Genomic DNA, 16,757 nt, shown 5'->3' on the forward strand with positions numbered 1-16,757 from the left:
GGCGCACGATGACGGCCGCACGCACACTGCTGGTGACCGGAGCCGCCCGGCGGCTCGGCACTGCGGTGCTGCGCGACCTCGCCGCCCGTGACGGCGCGAACCGCATCCTCGCGGTGGACCTGGTCGACCCTCCCTCCGAGCTTCGGGTGGACGGGGTCGAGCACGTCCACGTGGACCTGCGCGCCCCGGCCATCGCCACCCTGATCGCCAAGGCCCGGCCGGAGACCGTGTTGCACCTCGACGTGCTCGCCGCGCCAGGCCTGGCCGGCGGGCGTACGGCGATGAAGGAACGCAACGTCATCGGCACCATGCAGCTGCTCGCCGCGTGCCAGCGGGCGCCGTCGGTGCGTCGGCTCGTGGTCACCTCCTCGGCCGCGGTCTACGGCTGCGCCCCGAGGGACCCGGCCCACTTCAGCGAGGACACCCAGCCGCACCGCCCGCCGCGCGCGGGCTTCGGCAAGGACTGTGTCGAGGTCGAGGAGTACGTGCGCGGTTTCGCCCGGCGCCGTCCGGACGTGTCCGTGACGGTGCTGCGCTTCGCCGAGCTGCTCGGCCCCGGGGTGACCGGGCCGATGGCCGACTACCTGGCACTGCCGGTCCTGCCGGCCGTGGCCGGGTTCGACCCCAGGCTGCAGTTCCTGCACATCGACGACGCGGTACGGGCACTGCGGGTGGCCGCCGACGGCTCCCATCCGGGCGTCTACAACGTGGCGGGCGCGGGATCGCTCACGCTCTCCCAGCTCGCCCGCCGACTCGGCCGGCCCACCGTGCCCGTGCCGCGCTTCGCCGCGCCCTGGCTCGGCCGGGGGCTGCGCTCGCTCGGGGTGGCCGATCTGACCGCCGAGCAGTTCGAGCTGCTCACCTTCGGCCGGGTGCTCGACCTCGCCCGGATGGCCGAGCACCTCAGGTTCCGCCCGGCCCGCTCCTCGGCCGAGGCGGCGGCCGACCATGCCCGCGCGGCCGAGATCAGCCCCTTGATCGACCCGGACCGGGTACGCTCGGCGGAGCGCGGGCTCAGGGAGCTGCTCGACCGGTACGCGGCGACCGCGCGGGAAGCCGGAGGCGGCCATGGCCCGGGTGCAGCGCGCTGAGGTCGACGGTGTCTGACACACCCGAGTGGGAACGCCGCGCGGCGCGCGGCCTGGCCTTCCTGCGCCGCCGGATCACCGGTGAGTACGAGGTCGACGAGTTCGGCTTCGACGAGGACCTCACCCACCACGTGCTGCTCAACCTGGTGCGCCCGCTCTACGAACGCTACTTCCGGGTCGAGGCCCGGGGCCTGGAGCGGGTGCCGGCCGAGGGCGGCGCCCTGATCGTGGCCAACCACTCCGGCACGCTGCCGCTCGACGCGCTGATGACCCAGGTCGCCCTGTGGGACCACCATCCGGCCGGGCGGCACCTGCGCATGCTCGCCGCCGACGTCGTGTTCACCATGCCCTACGTCGGCGAGTACGCCCGCAAGGCCGGGCACACCCTGGCCTGCAACCCGGACGCGCAGCAGCTGCTCGCGCAGGGGGAGGTGGTCGGGGTGTGGCCGGAGGGCTTCAAGGGCATCGGCAAGCCCTTCGCCGAGCGCTACCGGCTCCAGCGCTTCGGCCGCGGCGGCTTCGTCTCCGCCGCGCTGCGCACCGGCACGCCGATCATCCCGACCGCGATCGTGGGCGCCGAGGAGATCTATCCCAAGATCGGCGACCTCAAGCCGCTGGCCCGGCTGCTGAACCTGCCCTACTTCCCGCTCACCCCGACCTTCCCCTGGTTCGGGCCGCTCGGCCTGGTCCCGCTGCCGTCCAAGTGGTACATCGTGTTCGGCGAGCCGATCGACACCTCCGGCTACGACCCGGCCGCGGCCGAGGACCCGATGCTGGTGTTCAACCTCACCGACCAGGTGCGCGAGACCATCCAGGACACCCTCTACCGGGTGCTGCTGCAGCGCCGGTCCGTGTTCTTCTAAGCCTTCTTCCGGACCCGGGTGGACCGGGTGTGGACCGGGTGCGACCGAACCGGTGTGGTGGAGCATCATCCGGGTGTGAGATTACTGTCGAGCCCGACTGCGGAGCTGTCGGCCGTGGACACCGAGGACTTCCAGGCCTTCGTGCTCATGCGGGGAACGCATCTCTATCGGACCGCCTGTCTGCTCACAGGCGGTGACAAGCACCTGGCCGAGGATCTCGTGCAGGAGACCCTCGGCCGCATGTTCGCCAAGTGGGGCAAGCGCGACCGGATCCAGAATCCGGCCGGGTACGCGCAGACCGTGCTGGTGAACACCTTCATCGCCAATCGGCGCAGGAAGTCGAACGCCGAGCGCCCCACGGCCGAGTTCCACGAACTCGCGGCCCGCGGCACAGACCAGGACCTGCGGCTGACCCTGTTGGCCGCGCTCGCCCGGCTCGACACGCGCGACCGCGCCGTGTTGGTGCTGCGGTACTGGGAGGACCAGAGCGTGGAGGAGACCGCCAGGCTGCTCGGCCTGTCCATATCCGCGGTCAAGTCCCGTTCGCTGCGGGCGCTGGCCCGGCTGCGCGAGCAGCTCGGCCCCGACTTCCTCGCCAGCCCAGAGAGCTGAGGTGTCCATGTCCATCCCCAATGAGGAAGAGGGCTTCGCGGCCGCGCTGCACCAGACCGCGGCCACGATGCCGGTACCGAACCCGGAGTTCCTGTACGAGGGCGCGGTGCGCCGCGGCCGCACCATCCGGCGCCGCCGCCAGGTCGGCGCGGGCGCGGGCGCGGCCTTCGCGCTGTGCGCCGCGGTGACGCTGGCCTTCACCCTGCCCGGCTTCGACTCCGGCGGCCGGGCCCTGTCCGTGGCCGCCACGGTGAGTCCGTCGACCGGGCCGAGCGAGGCGGTGACGGCGGCGGCGAGCCCCGTCCCGTCGATGGCGACGGCCTCGGCGCAGCCGGGCAGCCCGAGCCCGTCGACGGTCGCGAGCGGCAGCGCGTCCGCGAGCGCGTCGGCGAGCCCGTCGGTGAATCCGAGCACGACCGGTGCCGCCGGAGCCACCGGCGTGACCGCGGCGCAGCTGCTCCAGGACTTCGAAGGCATGCTGCCGTCCGGCGCGGTCGTGCTCCAACGCGGCGGCGACGGCGGCCCGAGTGCCACCACGCCGGCGAAGGACCTGGTCAGCGGGCTGTGGGACACGCAGATCGAGGTGACGCTGCAGAGCCCGGGTAACGGCAGCTACGTCATCTTCAGCCTGTACGACGGGGCCTGGGCGCACTCCTGCGCCACGGCCGAGAACCGGACGGGGGTGAGCGGCTCGTGCACCACCACGTCGGTGGCGGGCGGCTCGCTCTACACCATGACGCAGTCGGGCACCTCGGGCATGAACCCGGGCGTGTGGTACGTCTGGCTCAGCCCGAGCGGGTACTGCACGGAACTGTCGATCTCGGACAAGTCCACGGCCGACTTCCAGCTGACGCTCACTCAGGTCGAGGGCATCCTCACGGCCTCGACCTGGGGTCCGCTGGCCCCGCGACTGGCCGGCTGAACGCCGGGCCGGCCGAGGCCGGTCCCCACCACACGGGCCCCGACGCCGCGGCGTCGGGGCCCGTTCGCGTGCTGCCGATCGGCGGCTACTGCCCGGCCGTCGGGCTCGAGCTGTCGTCGCCTATCCCCAGATCGATCGCGGGCAGGCCGAGCAGACCGGGGACGGTCACTCCTATCGTCGGCAGCGGCAGCGGGACGCTGACCCCTATGGTCGAGCCCGCACTCGCCGAGGCCGAGGCCGCCGCGCTGCCCGAGGACTGCGCCGCCGCGCTGCCGCTGGCCTGCGGGGCGGGCGTGCCGCTCGCGGTCGCGCTCGCGTCCGGGCCGGCCGCACCCGTCGTGGCCGTGTCCTGACTCCCGGCCGGGCCGCCCGCGCCGGCCCCGCCGGTCTGCGCGCCGGCGCCCGGGCCCTGGGCGTTGTGCCCGGCCTGGGCCGCCTGCTGCGCCGCGGCCTGCTGCAGCTGCCGGTTGAGCCGGTCCATCAGAGCCACGATCTGCGGGGGCTGCGACTGCAGGAACGGCGGCAGCCGCCAGCTGAGGTCGGCCACCCGCTGACGCTCGGTCAGCAGGAAGTCGGCCAGGGCGTGCAGGGCCGTCTGGTCGCCGTCCGCGCGCACCTGCCCGATCAGCAGGTTGCCGCCGTTGGCGATCATGGTGCGCAGCTCGTTGACCGTCTGCTGCAGGTACGCCTGGGTGGGCGAGCCGGCCAGGTCCACGTCCGGGCGCTGGAGCAGCGAGTCGATCTCGCCGAGCCGGATGTCGGCCAGGCGCAGATAGTCGCGCCCCTGGTCGGTGGGCGAGCCGGAGAGCGAGAGCTGCAGCGACTCGAAGATCTTCTTGGCGTTGTACAGCGGGTCGCCGGGTTCCGCGCCGGCCGAGGCGATCGCGATGCCGCCGACCGAGCCGGTGGCCACCGCCACCCCGACCCCGGCCGCGAGCAGCCGCCGCCGCCAGGCCGAGGAGAGGCTGCCGAAGCCGGGCCTGGTACGTCCCTCGCCCGAGCCGTGTCTGGCTCCGGACCGCCCGCCGCGCCCGCGTTGCGCCGGCACCGTGGCCGGGCGTGCGCCGGCCACCTCGGGCGCGAGCGCCACCAGCCGGGCGCGCAGCTCGGCCCGGAACTCGGCGCCCGGCTCGGGCAGTGCCCGGCCCGCCTGACCCAGTCGCTCGGCCAACGCCACCATCAGCGTGCCCTCGCCGCCGCCCTCGCCGCTGCCCGCGTGATGCCCGGCGCGGGTTCGGGGGCTCGGCCCGCCGCCCGCCGAGCCGGCGAGCGAAGCCGCGAACTCCTCCGCCGCCTGCCGCTCGTTCATCGCGCCTGCCACCTCCTCCACTGCTCCGGATCGGTCCCGGGCTCCGGCCCCGCCCGGCCGTCACCGCGTTCGACGCGTGCCGGGCGGGAATGGTTGTGCCCGGCTCGCCCGCCACCAGTCCCAGGCCGGTCCTTTTCACTCGTTCGAGTGGATCTCGGGATTTCGGCCTGAGCGCGGGGGCGCGTCGTCCTGAGCAACGACGGCGGAGGGTCCTGAGTTACGGACGGCACCCCCACACGGGCGTGCCGTACCACGCCGTCCAGACCGGTCGGCCTCGTCAGGGGGTGGATACGTAGGCGTATCCGACCGGGTCTGCCGCTCACCGCAGGTCCGCCGGGAGCAGCCGGGCCAGGGTACGGATGGCACGGTACTGCAGGGTCTTGATCGCGCCGTCGTTCTTGCCCATGATCTGCGCGGTCTCGGCCACCGAGAGCCCGTGCAGGAAGCGCAGCGTGACGCACTCCTGCTGCTGGCTGTTGAGCTGTTTGACCGCGTCCAACAGGGCCCGGTTGGACAGGTACGCGAGCACCGAGTCCTCCGGGCTGGCCTCGGTCTGGTCCGAGTCGAGCATCTCCCCGGTGGGCACCTCGAGCCGGTGCCGGCTGGACTTGAAGTGGTCCGCCACCAGGTTGCGCGCGATGGTCACGAGCCAGGCCCCGAAGTCACGGCCCTGCCAGGTGAAGGTGGAGATGCGCCGCAGCGCCCGCAGGAAGGTCTCGCTGGTCAGGTCCTCGGCCAGGGCCTTGTTGGACACCCGGTAGTAGACGTACCGGTAGACCGTGTCCACGTAGGCGTCGTAGAGCTGCCCGAAGGCCTCGCCGTCGCCGGACTGGGCCCGCTCGACCAGGGCCAGCATCCGGGCCGACTCCGCGTCGGGGCGCGGCGGCTCCGGCGGCGCGCCGGGCCCGGCCGGGCGCGCGGAGGTGACGGCCTGGCCCGCGCCGCCCGGGCGGGGCGGGATGGGGGCCGCTCCGGCCGTCATCGCGAGCACGGCCGCACGCAGGCCGCTCAGGCCGGTGCGATCGGCGCTGACGTGTCGGTGCACAAGGCTCCAGGTGCTCGGGTGCGCCGACGTTCGAGCACGGCATGCATTCAGCCGCGCGGGTTCCGGTGCGCACTGCCCTCGTGGCCGCACCGCCGCGCCGCGTGGGCTGCGGACGACGGGCGGGTCGTTCCGCTCGTGGTCGCTCGTGGTCGTTCGTCACGTGGACCGCCGCCCGTCGCGGCGATCCGATCACCCATAGTAGGCGGACCGGACCCCGCTGTGTGCGGCTTTGACGACTCTGCTTGACGAGCCGTCAGGACGAGACACGAGGATACCCCTTGGTGACGGCGTCACTACAGCACGTCGCTACGACTTCGCCTTCGCGCGGCGCGCCAAGGCCACCCCGGCCGCCACGGCCCCGGTGGCCGCACCGGTCAGCGCGGCGCCGGGCAGTCCGGCCCGCAGCATCCGCACGCCGGTGCGGTAGTCGGTGATCGGCCAGCCCTCGTACTCGGCCCGGGCGCGCAGCCGGTGGTCCGGGTTCACCGCGTGCGGGTGGCCGACGAGGGTGAGCATCGGCAGGTCGTTGGCCGAGTCCGAGTAGGCGTGGCAGACGGACAGGTCGTAGCCGCGGCGCTCGGCCAGCTCCCGCACCGCGGTCCCCTTGGCCTGGCCGTGCAGTATCTCCCCGACCAGCCTGCCGGTGTAGGTGCCGTCCACCGCCTCGGCCTCGGTGCCCAGCGCGCCGTCGAGGCCCAGGCGGCCGGCGATGATCTCGGCCAGCTCCGTGGGGGCCGCGGTGACCAGCCAGACCGGCTCGCCGCGGCGGCGGTGCAGCTCGGCCAGGGCGCGGGTGCCCGGCCAGATCTTCTCGGCCAGATAGTCGTCGTAGATGTGCCGGCACAGCTCCACCATCTCCTCGACGGTGTGCCCGCGGGCGAAGGACAGCGCCCGCTCCCGGGTGGTGGCGACCTGTTCGGTGCGCTCGCCGCGGATCCGGAAGGTCAGCTGGGAGCAGGCGAACCTGGCTATCTCGCCCGAGCTCAGGAAGCGGCGGGCGGCGAGGCCGCGGGCGAGGTGGAACAGCGACGCGCCGCGTATCAGAGTGTTGTCCAAGTCGAAGAACGCGGCGGCGGTGGGCCGGGGTGCAACGGCCGCGTCGACGGCGCGTTTGTCGGCGGCCGCGCTGGGGGCAGGGCGCACTGTCACCCTCTAGACCCTACCGGCTGCGCGCATCGTGTACGCCTCCGCGAACCGACCGGCCGGGGTCCGGGCGGCAAACGCAGGGAAGGCGGGCGCACCGCCCCGCCTGCGCGGTGAGAGGCTTGGACCCATGCAGACGCGAATCACGCTGATCGGGAAGGCCGGCTGTCACCTGTGCGACACGGCGCGCGAGACCGTGGCCAAGGTGGCCGCCGAGCTCGGGGTGGGCTGGGTCGAGTACGACATCAACGACGACCCGCGGCTGAAGGAGGACTACTGGGACACCATCCCGGTCACCCTGGTCGACGGTCGCGCGCACGACTTCTGGCGGGTGGACGAGAACCGGCTGCGGGCGGCTCTGACGGCCTCGGAGCCGGGTCCGGAAGCTGGCAGCGACCTGTGACTTGGGTCGCACACCGGGCGCGGGAGGGCCGGAGAACCGGTATCGTCGCAGGTGAGATCGGGCGAAGCGGACAATAACCGGCAAATCGCCAAGGTGTCACGATTCGGTCATGAACTTTGTGCGCGCCTTCACAAAGTCCTACGCTGCCTGGTGAGTGCTAAGGCAGTGATAACAACAGATCACTCGGGTCGCCCCATCCGTCCGGGACGCGCCCGCGGGTCGCGAGCTCACCGCCCGGGCACGACAGTCTCAGAGAAGTCCAGCGAGCGCGACCGGGAGCAGCATGGCCAGCATGAGCAGTCCTGGTATGGCCGCCATCCCCGAGGCGACCGTGGCGCGGTTGCCCGTCTACCTGCGTGCGCTGCGGACCCTGCAGGACCGCGGTACCGCCACCGTCTCCTCCGAGGAACTCGCCGCGGTGGCCGGGGTCAACTCGGCCAAGCTGCGCAAGGACCTGTCCTTCCTCGGCTCCTACGGCACCCGCGGCGTCGGTTACGACGTCGAGTACCTGATCTACCAGATCTCCCGCGAGCTCGGCCTGAGCCTGGACTGGCCGGTGGCCATCATCGGCATCGGAAACCTGGGGCACGCGCTGGCCAACTACGGCGGCTTCGTCAGCCGCGGCTTCCGGATAGCTGCTCTGTTCGACGCCGACCCGCGCCTTTCCGGCAACCGCGTGGCCGGGCTGGTCATCCGGCACGTGGACGAGCTCGACGAGGTGATCGCCGACCTCGGTATCTCGATCGCGGTGATCGCCGTGCCGCCGACGAACGCGCAGGCGGTGGCCGACCGGCTGGTGGCCGCCGGGGTCACCTCGATCCTGAACTTCGCCCCGACCGTGGTCACCGTGCCCGAGGGGGTGGACCTGCGCAAGGTGGACCTGTCCGTGGAGCTGCAGATCCTCGCCTTCCACGAGCAGCGCAAATCGGCCGAGGGCAAGGGTGCCAGGGGCGGGCGTACGGTCCGTAGGTCCATGCGGGAGGATCCAGTGAACCCGGATCCGGACCAGGCCCAGGCGCCCGAGCGCCCGGCCGAACCCCCGATCCGGCAGCACCGCTCCGCGCCCGACCTGAATGAGGTGTTGCCGGCATGAGCCTGCTCGTGATCGGAATCTCCCACCGCACCGCACCCGTTCGCCTGCTCGAACAGACCTCGCTGACCGAGGAACTCGTGGTCAAGCTGCTCGGCGACGTCGCAGGCTCCGAACACGTCACCGAGGCGGTGGCCGTGGCCACCTGCAACCGCCTCGAGGTCTACGCCGAGGTGTCCAAGTTCCACGGCGCCCTCGGCGAGATCTCCGAACTGCTCGGCCAGTACACCGGGGTGCCCCGGGACGTGCTGACCGGCCACTTCTACGTGCACTACGACGACCGCGCCGCCTGGCACCTGTTCACCGTCGCCTGCGGCCTCGACTCGATGGTCCTGGGTGAGCCCCAGATCCTCGGCCAGCTGCGCTCCGCGCTCGCCGTGGGCCAGCGGGTGGGCACCGCGGGGCCGGTGCTCAACGAGCTGGTCCAGCAGGCCCTGCGGGTGGGCAAGCGCGCGCACAGCGAGACGGCGCTGGACCGGGCCGGGCAGTCGATCGTGACCGCGGCGCTGGACCTGGCCGCCGCCGACTCCGCCGCGGACCCGGCCCGGGTGGTCGTGGTCGGCGCCGGCTCGATGTCCGCGCTGGCCGCCACCACCCTGCGCCGCCGCTACCCCGAGTCCGCAATCACCGTGGTCAACCGGACGCCCGAGCGCGCCTCCCGGCTGGCCGAGACGATCGGCGCGGTGGCCGCGCCGCTGGCCGAGCTGCCCGCGCACGTCGCCGCGGCCGACCTGCTGCTGTCCTGCACCGGCGCCACCGAGCTGGTGCTGACGGCGGATCAGTTCGCCGCAGCCCGCGGCGGATCCGAGTCACCGGTCACCCTGGTCGACCTGGCCCTGCCGCGCGATCTGGACCCTGCGATAGCCGAGCTGCCCTTCGTGCGCGTGGTGGACCTCGAGCGCATCGCCCAGGACCAGCGCGAGACCGAGGAGCGTCCCGGGCGCGAGAGCGTCGAGGAGGTGTCCCGGATCGTGGAGGCCGAGGTCGAGGCCTACCGCAAGCTGCGTACCGCCAGCGCCGTGGCCCCGACCGTCACCGCGCTGCGCTGCATGGCCGCCGAGGTCGTGGCGGCCGAGCTCGACCGGTTCCACGGGCGCACCGCCGGGCTGGACGAGCGCACTCGCGCCGAGGTCGAGCAGACCGTGCGCCGCGTGGTGGACAAGCTGCTGCACGAGCCGACCGTACGGGTCAAGCAGCTGGCCGTCGGCGACGACGGCGTGAGCTACGCGCAGGCCTTGCGCGAACTGTTCAACCTCGAGCCGGGAACCGCGGTCGCGGTCAGCCGGGCCGAGGCGGCGCCGGGCGAGGACCACATCGCGGTCCCGGCCCCGGCCGAGCGGAGGCAGGAGAAGCGATGACGAGCACGCTCAGGCTCGCCACCCGGCGCTCTGCGCTGGCGACGGCGCAGTCCGGGATGGTGGCCGAGGCCGTGACCAGGGCCACCGGCCGCCCGGTCGAACTGGTGGAGATCACCACCTACGGCGACACCACCCAGGCCACCGGCGAACTGATGTCGCAGATCGGCGGCACCGGGGTCTTCGTCAACGCGCTGCGCGAGGCGCTGCTCGCGGGCGAGGCCGACTTCGCCGTGCACTCGCTCAAGGACCTGCCCACGGCCGAGCCGGCCGGACTCGCGCTGGCCGCCGTGCCCGAGCGCGAGGACGTGCGCGACGTGCTGGTGGCCAGGGACGGGCACAAGCTGGCCGATCTGCCCCACGGCGCCCGCGTCGGCACCGGCTCCACCCGCCGCGCGGCCCAGCTGCGGCTGCTGCGCCCCGACCTCGAGGTCGTGGCCGTGCGCGGCAACGTCGACACCCGGGTGGGCTTCGTCGCCTCCGGCCGGGTCGACGCGGTCGTGCTCGCCTACGCCGGCCTTAACCGGCTCGGCCGGATCGGCGAGGCCACCGACTTCTTCGACCCGGCCGAGTTCCTGCCCGCCCCGGGCCAGGGCGCGCTGGCGATCGAGTGCCGGGCCCAGGACGCCGAGCTGATCGAGATCCTGGCCACGCTCGAGCACGCGCCCACCCGGGCCGCGATCGCCGCCGAGCGGGCCCTGCTGGCCACGCTGGAGGCCGGCTGCTCCGCGCCGGTCGGCGGATACGCCCTGGTCGGGCCCGAGGACGGCGGGGAACTGACGCTCAGCGGCGTCGTCGCCGAGGTCGTCGGGCCCGACCATGCCGGTCCGCCCGCCTCGGTGCGCGCCGCCCTCAGCGGCCCGGCCGCGCAGGCGGCCCGCATCGGCGCGGAACTCGCCACCCGGCTCCTGGCCCAGGGCGCGGACGCGCTCATGGGCGCCACGCGCCGGACCTCGGCATGACCGCCACCCGTACCACCCTTCGCACCACCCTTTGCACGACCGCCACAGCCCGGCCGCGCGCAGCGCGCGCCGATTCAGGTATGGCATTGATGGGAGCTTCGCTGTGACCGCCGTACGAACGATCGCCGACGCCGCGGCCGCGACCCTCGTCGCGGGCCCCGCGCTCACTCCGCTGGAGAAGATCGAGAGCGCGCTCGAGACCGTGAGCCTGCCCGGCCCGCGGCCGCGCCGCGCCGCCGAGTCACTCGGCGTCGGCTCCGAGCCGGCCGAGGGCGCCGAGGGCGAGCACGCCGCCGAGGCGGGCGAGTCCGAGCGCCCCGCGCACCGGGCCAGGGTCAGCTTCGTCGGCGCCGGGCCAGGCGACCCCGACCTGCTCACCCTGCGGGGTGCGGCCGCGCTGGCCGAGGCCGACATGCTGGTGCTCGACCGGCACCTGATCGAGCGCTTCCGCCCGCTGGCCCGCCCAGACGTGCTCCTGGTCGAGATCGGCTCCGAGCTCGCCGCGCCCGCGGTGCCCGTGGCCAAGGGCGTGGTGCTGCCGGCCTCCGCCTTCGGCCACCCGATCTCCTGTCCGGAGCCGGTGCTCGCGGCCATGGCCGAGGCGGTCGCCTCCGGCCGGCACGTGGTGCGGCTGCTCGACGGCGACCCCGGCCTGTTCAGCCCGCTCGAGACCGAGGCCGCGGCCTGCGCCCGCGCCGCGGTGCCGTTCGAGGTCGTGCCGGGCCTGGCCCGGGCCACCGCGGTGCCGATGTTCGCCGGGATTCCGCTCAGCCGCGGCTCGATCGGCGACGTGCGGCTGCTCTCGGCCCCGCACCCGGCCGCGGGCGAGAACTTCACCGCCTGGTCGGACTGGCACCGCCAGCTCGGCGAGGCCGGCGCCAGCGCCTCCACCCTGGTGCTCCAGGGCGTGGGCGACCGGATCGAGGAGGTGGCCGCCGAGCTGCTCGCGGCCGGCCGTCCCGGCTCCACCCCGGTGGCCGTGACCGTGGACGGCTCGCTCACCTCGCAGCGCACCGTCACCGGCACCCTGGACAAGATCACCGCCGCCCTCAAGGCCGAGCGCGTCTCCTGCGCGGGGGCCGGCACCGTGGTAGTGGTGGGTGCCGTGGTCAATCAGCGCGCCGAGCTGTCCTGGTACGAGAGCAAGCCGCTGTTCGGCTGGCGGGTGCTGGTGCCGCGCACCAAGGAGCAGGCCGGGGCGCTGTCCGAGCAGCTGCGCCGCTACGGCGCGGTGCCCACCGAGGTCCCGACCATCTCGGTCGAGCCCCCGCGCACCCCGCAGCAGATGGAGCGCGCGGTCAAGGGCCTGGTCACCGGCCGGTACGAGTGGGTGGCCTTCACCTCGGTGAACGCGGTCAAGGCGGTGCGGGAGAAGTTCGAGGACTACGGCCTCGACGCCCGCGCGTTCGCCGGGATCAAGGTGGCCGCGGTCGGCGAGGCGACGGCGAAGGCGCTCAAGGCCTTCGGCGTGGTGCCCGACCTGGTGCCCGCCGGCGAGCAGTCCGCGGCCGGCCTGCTGGCCGAGTTCCCGGCCTTCGACCCGGCCTTCGACCCGATCGAGCGGGTGTTCCTGCCGCGCGCCGACATCGCCACCGAGGTGCTCTCGGCCGGCCTGGTCGAACTCGGCTGGGAGGTGGACGACGTGACCGCCTACCGGACCGTGCGGGCCGCGCCCCCGGCCGAGGCGATCCGCGAGGCGATCAAGGGCGGCGGCTTCGACGCGGTCCTCTTCACCTCGAGCTCCACCGTGCGCAACCTGGTCGGCATCGCCGGCAAGCCGCACTCCGCGACCGTGATCACCTGCATCGGCCCGGCCACCGCGGCCACCGCCAGGGAGCACGGTCTGCGGGTGGACGTACTGGCCCCGACGCCGAGCGCCGCGGCCCTGGCCGAGGCGCTGGCCGCCTTCGGGGCCTCGCGCCGCGAGGCGCAGATCGCCGCCGGCGATCCGGTCACGCGTCCGTCGGAACGTACTCGGGCGCGTCGGCGCCGGGCGTAGAGTGGATGCGCCCGCGCGGTCAGGACAGGATCCACGCGGGCGCGGTGGGAGAAGGTAGATGGCAATGGATCTGACGTACCGTCCTCGGCGGCTGCGCACCACGCCCGCGATGCGCAGGCTGGTGGCGGAGACCCGGATCGACCCGGCGAACCTGGTGCTGCCGCTGTTCGTCAAGGAGGGCCTGGACGATCCGGCCCCCATCGCGTCGCTGCCCGGCGTGGTCCAGCACACCCTGCCGAGCGTGCGCAAGGCGGCCCGCGAGGCGGTCGAGGCCGGGGTCGGCGGGCTGATGCTGTTCGCGGTCCCCTCGCATCGGGACGCGATCGGCAGCGCGGGCACCGACCGGGACGGGATCTTGCAGCGCACCCTGCGCGAGGTGGCCGACGAGGTCGGCGACGAGACCGTGCTGATGAGCGACCTGTGCCTGGACGAGTTCACCGACCACGGCCACTGCGGCGTGCTGCGGGCCGACGGCACCGTGGACAACGACGCCACCCTCGAGCGCTACGGCGAGATGGCCCTGGCCCAGGCCGAGGCGGGCGCCCACCTGCTCGGCCCGAGCGGCATGATGGACGGTCAGGTCGGCTACGTCCGGCGGGTGCTGGACGAGGCGGGGCTGCAGGACACCGGGGTGCTGGCCTACTCGGCCAAGTACGCCTCGGCCTTCTTCGGCCCGTTCCGCGACGCGGTGGAGTCCCAGCTCGAGGGCGACCGCAAGACCTACCAGCAGGACCCGGCCAACGCCATCGAGTCGCTGCGCGAGGTGCGCCTCGATGTCGAAGAGGGCGCGGACCTGGTCATGGTCAAGCCGGCCCTGGCCTACCTGGACATCATCAGCCGGGTCGCGGCCGAGGTGGACGTGCCGGTGGCGGCCTACCAGGTCTCCGGCGAGTACGCGATGGTCGAGGCGGCCGCGGCGAACGGCTGGATCGAGCGGGAGCGGGCGATCCTGGAGACGCTCACGGCCATCCGCCGGGCCGGCGCGAGCGTCATCCTGACCTACTGGGCCGTCGAGGCCATCAGGCTGCTGGGCTGAGCCCGGCCGGCCGCGCCAGGCCCTCGCGCAACTCGTAGACCTCGTCGCAGACCTCCGCGACGAGGTCTAGGTCGTGTTCGATCATCAGCAGGGCGAGGCCGTCCGCGCGCAGCGCCCGCAGAGTCGCGGCGAACTCGGCCAGCTCCCCGGTGCCCATCCCGGACGAGGGCTCGTCCAGCAGCAGCACGCGCGCCCCGCCGGCCAGCGCCCGCGCGATCTCCACCAGCCGGGCCACGCCGGTGGGCAGCTTCCCGGCCGGATACGCGGCGAAGTCCGCCAGGCCCAGCCGCCGCAGCGTATCCGCCACGGCCTGCGCGGGATCGCCGGAGCCCGCGGCCCGGGCGGCGACGAGCAGGTTCTCCGCCACGCTGAGCGAGCCGAACACCTCGAGCCGCTGGTAGGTGCGGCCGAGACCGAGCCTGGCCCGCCGGTGCGTGGCCGCGCGGGTGACCTCCCGCCCCCCGAGCAGCACCCGGCCGTGGCTCGGCCGCAGCCGCCCGCACACCACGTCGAACAGGGTGGACTTGCCGGCGCCGTTGGATCCGATCAGCCCCGTCAGCCGTCCTGCGGACACCTCGAGGCTGATTCCGCGCAGCACCGGAACCCGCGGATAACCGGCCGTGACCTCGCGTACTTCCAGTTCGACGGGCATCGGCCGGGGCCTTTCGTTGGGCCGTTCGTGCAGGAGCGGGCGCACTGCGCACGTGATACAAAGCAAACTCAAGGGAGTGCCTGTTGTCGAGACGAAGGACCGGGACGCGTGGAGATCGAAGACCGGATACCGGAGGGCGTCGGCGCACCGGCCGCGGCGGCAACACGACAACCTCAGCGGATCGGCCTGCCCCGCGCGCTCGGTGAGATCCTCGCGGTCTACGTGCCGTCCTTCGGCCTCGGCGTGTTCACCGCGCTGGTGCTGCTGGCGAACCCGAGCCTGGGCAACAACGACGAGATCACCGGGTGGCTGCCCGCGCTCGAGGAGATCCTGCAGTACGTCATGCAGGCGAGCGTGACGATCTTCGGCGTGGCGTTCTTCTGTTCGCAGCGCGGGGTCACCCTGCCGATGCTCTTCGGCAAGCTCAAGCGGCCGCCGGAGCAGGCCCCGCCGGCCGGCGGCTGGTACGGCGGCTACGGCTACTCCCCGTACGGCTACCCGGGCCAGGTCCCGCAGCCGCTGCCCGAGGGCGGCCCACAGCAGCCTCCGACGGGGCAGTGGGGCGCGTGGGGCCAGTGGACCCAGCAGGGCCAGGCCGGCCCGCCGCAGCAGCCCTCCGCGCCGCAGCAGGCCCCGCAGTGGGGCGAGCCGGAGCAGACCGCGCCCATCCCGGCGCCGGCGCCCACCGCGCCGCTGTCCGCCGGACCGCCCGCGCCCGCGGCGCCCGGGGTCCCGGCCTGGGGCGCTCCGCCGCAGCAGCACCCGGTGCCGACCGCGTACGGCTTCGGCGGCGGCGATCCGGCGCCCTTCGCGGGCGTGCCGCAGCCGCCGCAGGAGCGCAGCCGGGGCTGGCAGTTCACCCGGGCCTACTTCGTCTCGATGGCCGGGGTGCTCGGCTTCCTGATCTCGGTGATCATCTACTCCAACGTGACGAACCAGACCACCGGCGCACCCGACCAGGGCAGCAGCCCGTGGCTGGTGCTGGTGGGCCTTTTCGTCGCGCTCGCGGCCGGGTTCGGCGAGGAGATGCTGATCACCGGCCTGGTCACCAACGCGCTGGAGAAGGCCGGGATGACCGGCAACCGCGCCTGGGTGATCTACCTGGTGGCCATCTGCCTGCGCATCCCGTTCCACCTGTACTACGGCTGGGCCTCGCTCGGGGTGATCATCTTCACCATGGTCAACATCTGGGTCTACCGGCGCTGGCGGCTGCTGTGGCCGATCATCCTGGCCCACGCGACGTACGACTTCTTCGAGTACCTCGGCAGCGTGGTGCCCACGGCGGCCGGGGGCCTGCTCATCCTGGCCCTCGCGTTCGGCACGCTGGTGATGGTGGTGGTGATCGTCAGCGTCGAGAACTCGGACCGGGTCGCCCGGCGCCGCTACGCCCGCTTCACCGAGGAGCAGGCGCTGGTCCAGAACGCCGCGGCGGCGTAGGCGGCCTAGGCGCCGAGGTGGCGCGGGCGCCGCGTTCAAGAACCTGCGCCGCGCCGCCCGCCTCGGCCCTCGACCCGTTCGCAGCCGGCCGCACCGCGCAAAGGCCCGCCCCCCGTATCCGATACGGGGGGCGGGCCTTTGCGGGTGGTGCTTGCGGGCTGTTACGGGGTCGGCTTCTTGCCGGTCACGCCCCAGCTGACCAGGCGGATCAGCGCGGCGCGCAGGTCCTTGTCCTTCACCGCCCAGGACTCGAAGGTCTTGGGGTGCGCGGCGGAGGCGGCCAGCATGGTGACCAGGGCGCCGGCGGTGGCGGCGGCCGGGACGTCGGACTCCACCTTCCCGCTCTTCTGCAGTTCGCCGATGGCCGAGCTCAGGGCCTTGTGCACGGCGTCGAGCACCCGCATCCGGTGCTTGGTGAAGCGCTTGTCGCCCTCGGCCGCGGCCAGGTCGACCACGCGCAGGATCGAGTCGTGCTCCTGCCAGAAGTCCATCAGGCCGTTCACCAGCTCGGTGGCCGAGACGGTGCCGGCCCGCCCGGCCCAACTGCGCTCGCTCGCCAGCTCCTTGAGCTCGGCGGCCTCCCGGACCACGTCCGCGGCCAGTTCGAGGATCGCCGCCTCGATGTCCGGGAAGTACTGGTAGAAGGTGGCCGGAGAGGTTCCCGCGTCACGTGCCACGTCGATGACGGTGACGTCCCGGTACGACCGGGCCGCCAGCAGTTCGGCGAGGCACTCGAGGAGGCGGGCCCGGGTCTCCTGGCCACGCCGGCCGGCTATCCGTCCGTCGACGGTACGTACTTGTGTCATACCGTCAGCTTATCTACCTATGATCAGTTAGATAA

At 73.4% G+C, this 16,757-nt stretch carries 15 protein-coding genes and 1 pseudogene; 11 read left to right on the plus strand and 5 right to left on the minus strand.

What is annotated here, in order from left to right:
* Positions 1 to 8: 8 nt before the first annotated feature.
* The 4 genes and pseudogenes from KDL01_RS45820 to KDL01_RS03450 all read left to right on the plus strand — a co-directional run.
* Positions 9 to 701, plus strand: a pseudogene (locus KDL01_RS45820) (NAD-dependent epimerase/dehydratase family protein); the annotation flags it as partial.
* A gap of 92 nt (positions 702 to 793) precedes the next feature.
* Entirely contained in the window at positions 794 to 1,951 is a 1,158-nt protein-coding gene (locus KDL01_RS03440) for a lysophospholipid acyltransferase family protein (protein WP_368861505.1), read from the plus strand.
* A gap of 75 nt (positions 1,952 to 2,026) precedes the next feature.
* Entirely contained in the window at positions 2,027 to 2,563 is a 537-nt protein-coding gene (locus tag KDL01_RS03445; RefSeq protein ID WP_307846052.1) for a SigE family RNA polymerase sigma factor, read from the plus strand.
* A gap of 7 nt (positions 2,564 to 2,570) precedes the next feature.
* Positions 2,571 to 3,485 (plus strand): hypothetical protein, encoded by a 915-nt coding sequence (locus tag KDL01_RS03450; protein ID WP_212526830.1) that lies wholly within the window; start codon positions 2,571 to 2,573, stop codon positions 3,483 to 3,485.
* An 85-nt stretch (positions 3,486 to 3,570) separates the two neighbouring features.
* On the opposite strand, the gene KDL01_RS03455 is transcribed toward KDL01_RS03450, so the two are convergent.
* The 3 genes from KDL01_RS03455 to KDL01_RS03465 all read right to left on the minus strand — a co-directional run bounded on the left by KDL01_RS03455 (position 3,571) and on the right by KDL01_RS03465 (position 6,988).
* Entirely contained in the window at positions 3,571 to 4,794 is a 1,224-nt protein-coding gene (locus KDL01_RS03455; RefSeq protein WP_212526831.1) for a DUF5667 domain-containing protein, read from the minus strand.
* 319 nt (positions 4,795 to 5,113) lie between these two features.
* The gene (locus KDL01_RS03460) at positions 5,114 to 5,839 is read right to left on the minus strand and encodes an ECF subfamily RNA polymerase sigma factor, BldN family (RefSeq protein WP_307846055.1); all 726 of its coding nucleotides are present in this window, start codon (positions 5,837 to 5,839) and stop codon (positions 5,114 to 5,116) included.
* 306 nt (positions 5,840 to 6,145) lie between these two features.
* Positions 6,146 to 6,988 carry an HAD family hydrolase gene (locus KDL01_RS03465; RefSeq protein WP_307846057.1) on the minus strand — a complete coding sequence of 281 codons (843 nt, stop codon included), beginning with the start codon at positions 6,986 to 6,988 and terminating at the stop codon, positions 6,146 to 6,148.
* A 124-nt stretch (positions 6,989 to 7,112) separates the two neighbouring features.
* Here KDL01_RS03465 and KDL01_RS03470 point away from each other — a divergent pair, with 124 nt between their 5' ends.
* The 6 genes from KDL01_RS03470 (at position 7,113) to hemB (ending at position 13,827) form a co-directional block, all read left to right on the plus strand.
* The gene (locus KDL01_RS03470; RefSeq protein WP_212526832.1) at positions 7,113 to 7,385 is read left to right on the plus strand and encodes a glutaredoxin family protein; all 273 of its coding nucleotides are present in this window, start codon (positions 7,113 to 7,115) and stop codon (positions 7,383 to 7,385) included.
* A gap of 283 nt (positions 7,386 to 7,668) precedes the next feature.
* Positions 7,669 to 8,478: a redox-sensing transcriptional repressor Rex gene (locus KDL01_RS03475; RefSeq protein ID WP_212526833.1), complete on the plus strand. Its 810-nt coding sequence runs from the start codon at positions 7,669 to 7,671 to the stop codon at positions 8,476 to 8,478.
* Entirely contained in the window at positions 8,475 to 9,833 is a 1,359-nt protein-coding gene (locus KDL01_RS03480; RefSeq protein WP_212526834.1) for a glutamyl-tRNA reductase, read from the plus strand. The genes KDL01_RS03475 and KDL01_RS03480 overlap by 4 nt, the downstream gene beginning before the upstream one ends.
* On the plus strand, positions 9,830 to 10,792 hold the full coding sequence (gene hemC, locus KDL01_RS03485; protein ID WP_212526835.1) for a hydroxymethylbilane synthase: 963 nt from the start codon (positions 9,830 to 9,832) through the stop codon (positions 10,790 to 10,792). The genes KDL01_RS03480 and hemC overlap by 4 nt, the downstream gene beginning before the upstream one ends.
* A 103-nt stretch (positions 10,793 to 10,895) precedes the next feature.
* A complete protein-coding gene (locus KDL01_RS03490) occupies positions 10,896 to 12,791 on the plus strand; it encodes a bifunctional uroporphyrinogen-III C-methyltransferase/uroporphyrinogen-III synthase (RefSeq protein ID WP_307846058.1) in 1,896 nt (631 codons plus the stop codon).
* Positions 12,792 to 12,855: 64 nt separating this feature from the next.
* The gene (gene hemB / locus KDL01_RS03495) at positions 12,856 to 13,827 is read left to right on the plus strand and encodes a porphobilinogen synthase (RefSeq protein ID WP_368861507.1); all 972 of its coding nucleotides are present in this window, start codon (positions 12,856 to 12,858) and stop codon (positions 13,825 to 13,827) included.
* Here the strand turns inward: hemB and KDL01_RS03500 are convergent.
* A complete protein-coding gene (locus KDL01_RS03500) occupies positions 13,811 to 14,479 on the minus strand; it encodes an ATP-binding cassette domain-containing protein (RefSeq protein ID WP_212526837.1) in 669 nt (222 codons plus the stop codon). The genes hemB and KDL01_RS03500 overlap by 17 nt on opposite strands.
* A gap of 108 nt (positions 14,480 to 14,587) precedes the next feature.
* Here KDL01_RS03500 and KDL01_RS45085 point away from each other — a divergent pair, with 108 nt between their 5' ends.
* Complete coding sequence (locus tag KDL01_RS45085) at positions 14,588 to 15,916, plus strand: CPBP family intramembrane glutamic endopeptidase (RefSeq protein WP_212526838.1); 1,329 nt, start codon at positions 14,588 to 14,590, stop codon at positions 15,914 to 15,916.
* A 161-nt stretch (positions 15,917 to 16,077) separates the two neighbouring features.
* On the opposite strand, the gene KDL01_RS03510 is transcribed toward KDL01_RS45085, so the two are convergent.
* Positions 16,078 to 16,722 carry a TetR family transcriptional regulator gene (locus KDL01_RS03510; RefSeq protein ID WP_212526839.1) on the minus strand — a complete coding sequence of 215 codons (645 nt, stop codon included), beginning with the start codon at positions 16,720 to 16,722 and terminating at the stop codon, positions 16,078 to 16,080.
* Positions 16,723 to 16,757: the final 35 nt, after the last annotated feature.

Origin of the sequence: Actinospica durhamensis (assembly GCF_018139695.1) — a bacterium.
Lineage (GTDB): Bacteria > Actinomycetota > Actinomycetes > Streptomycetales > Catenulisporaceae > Actinospica > Actinospica durhamensis.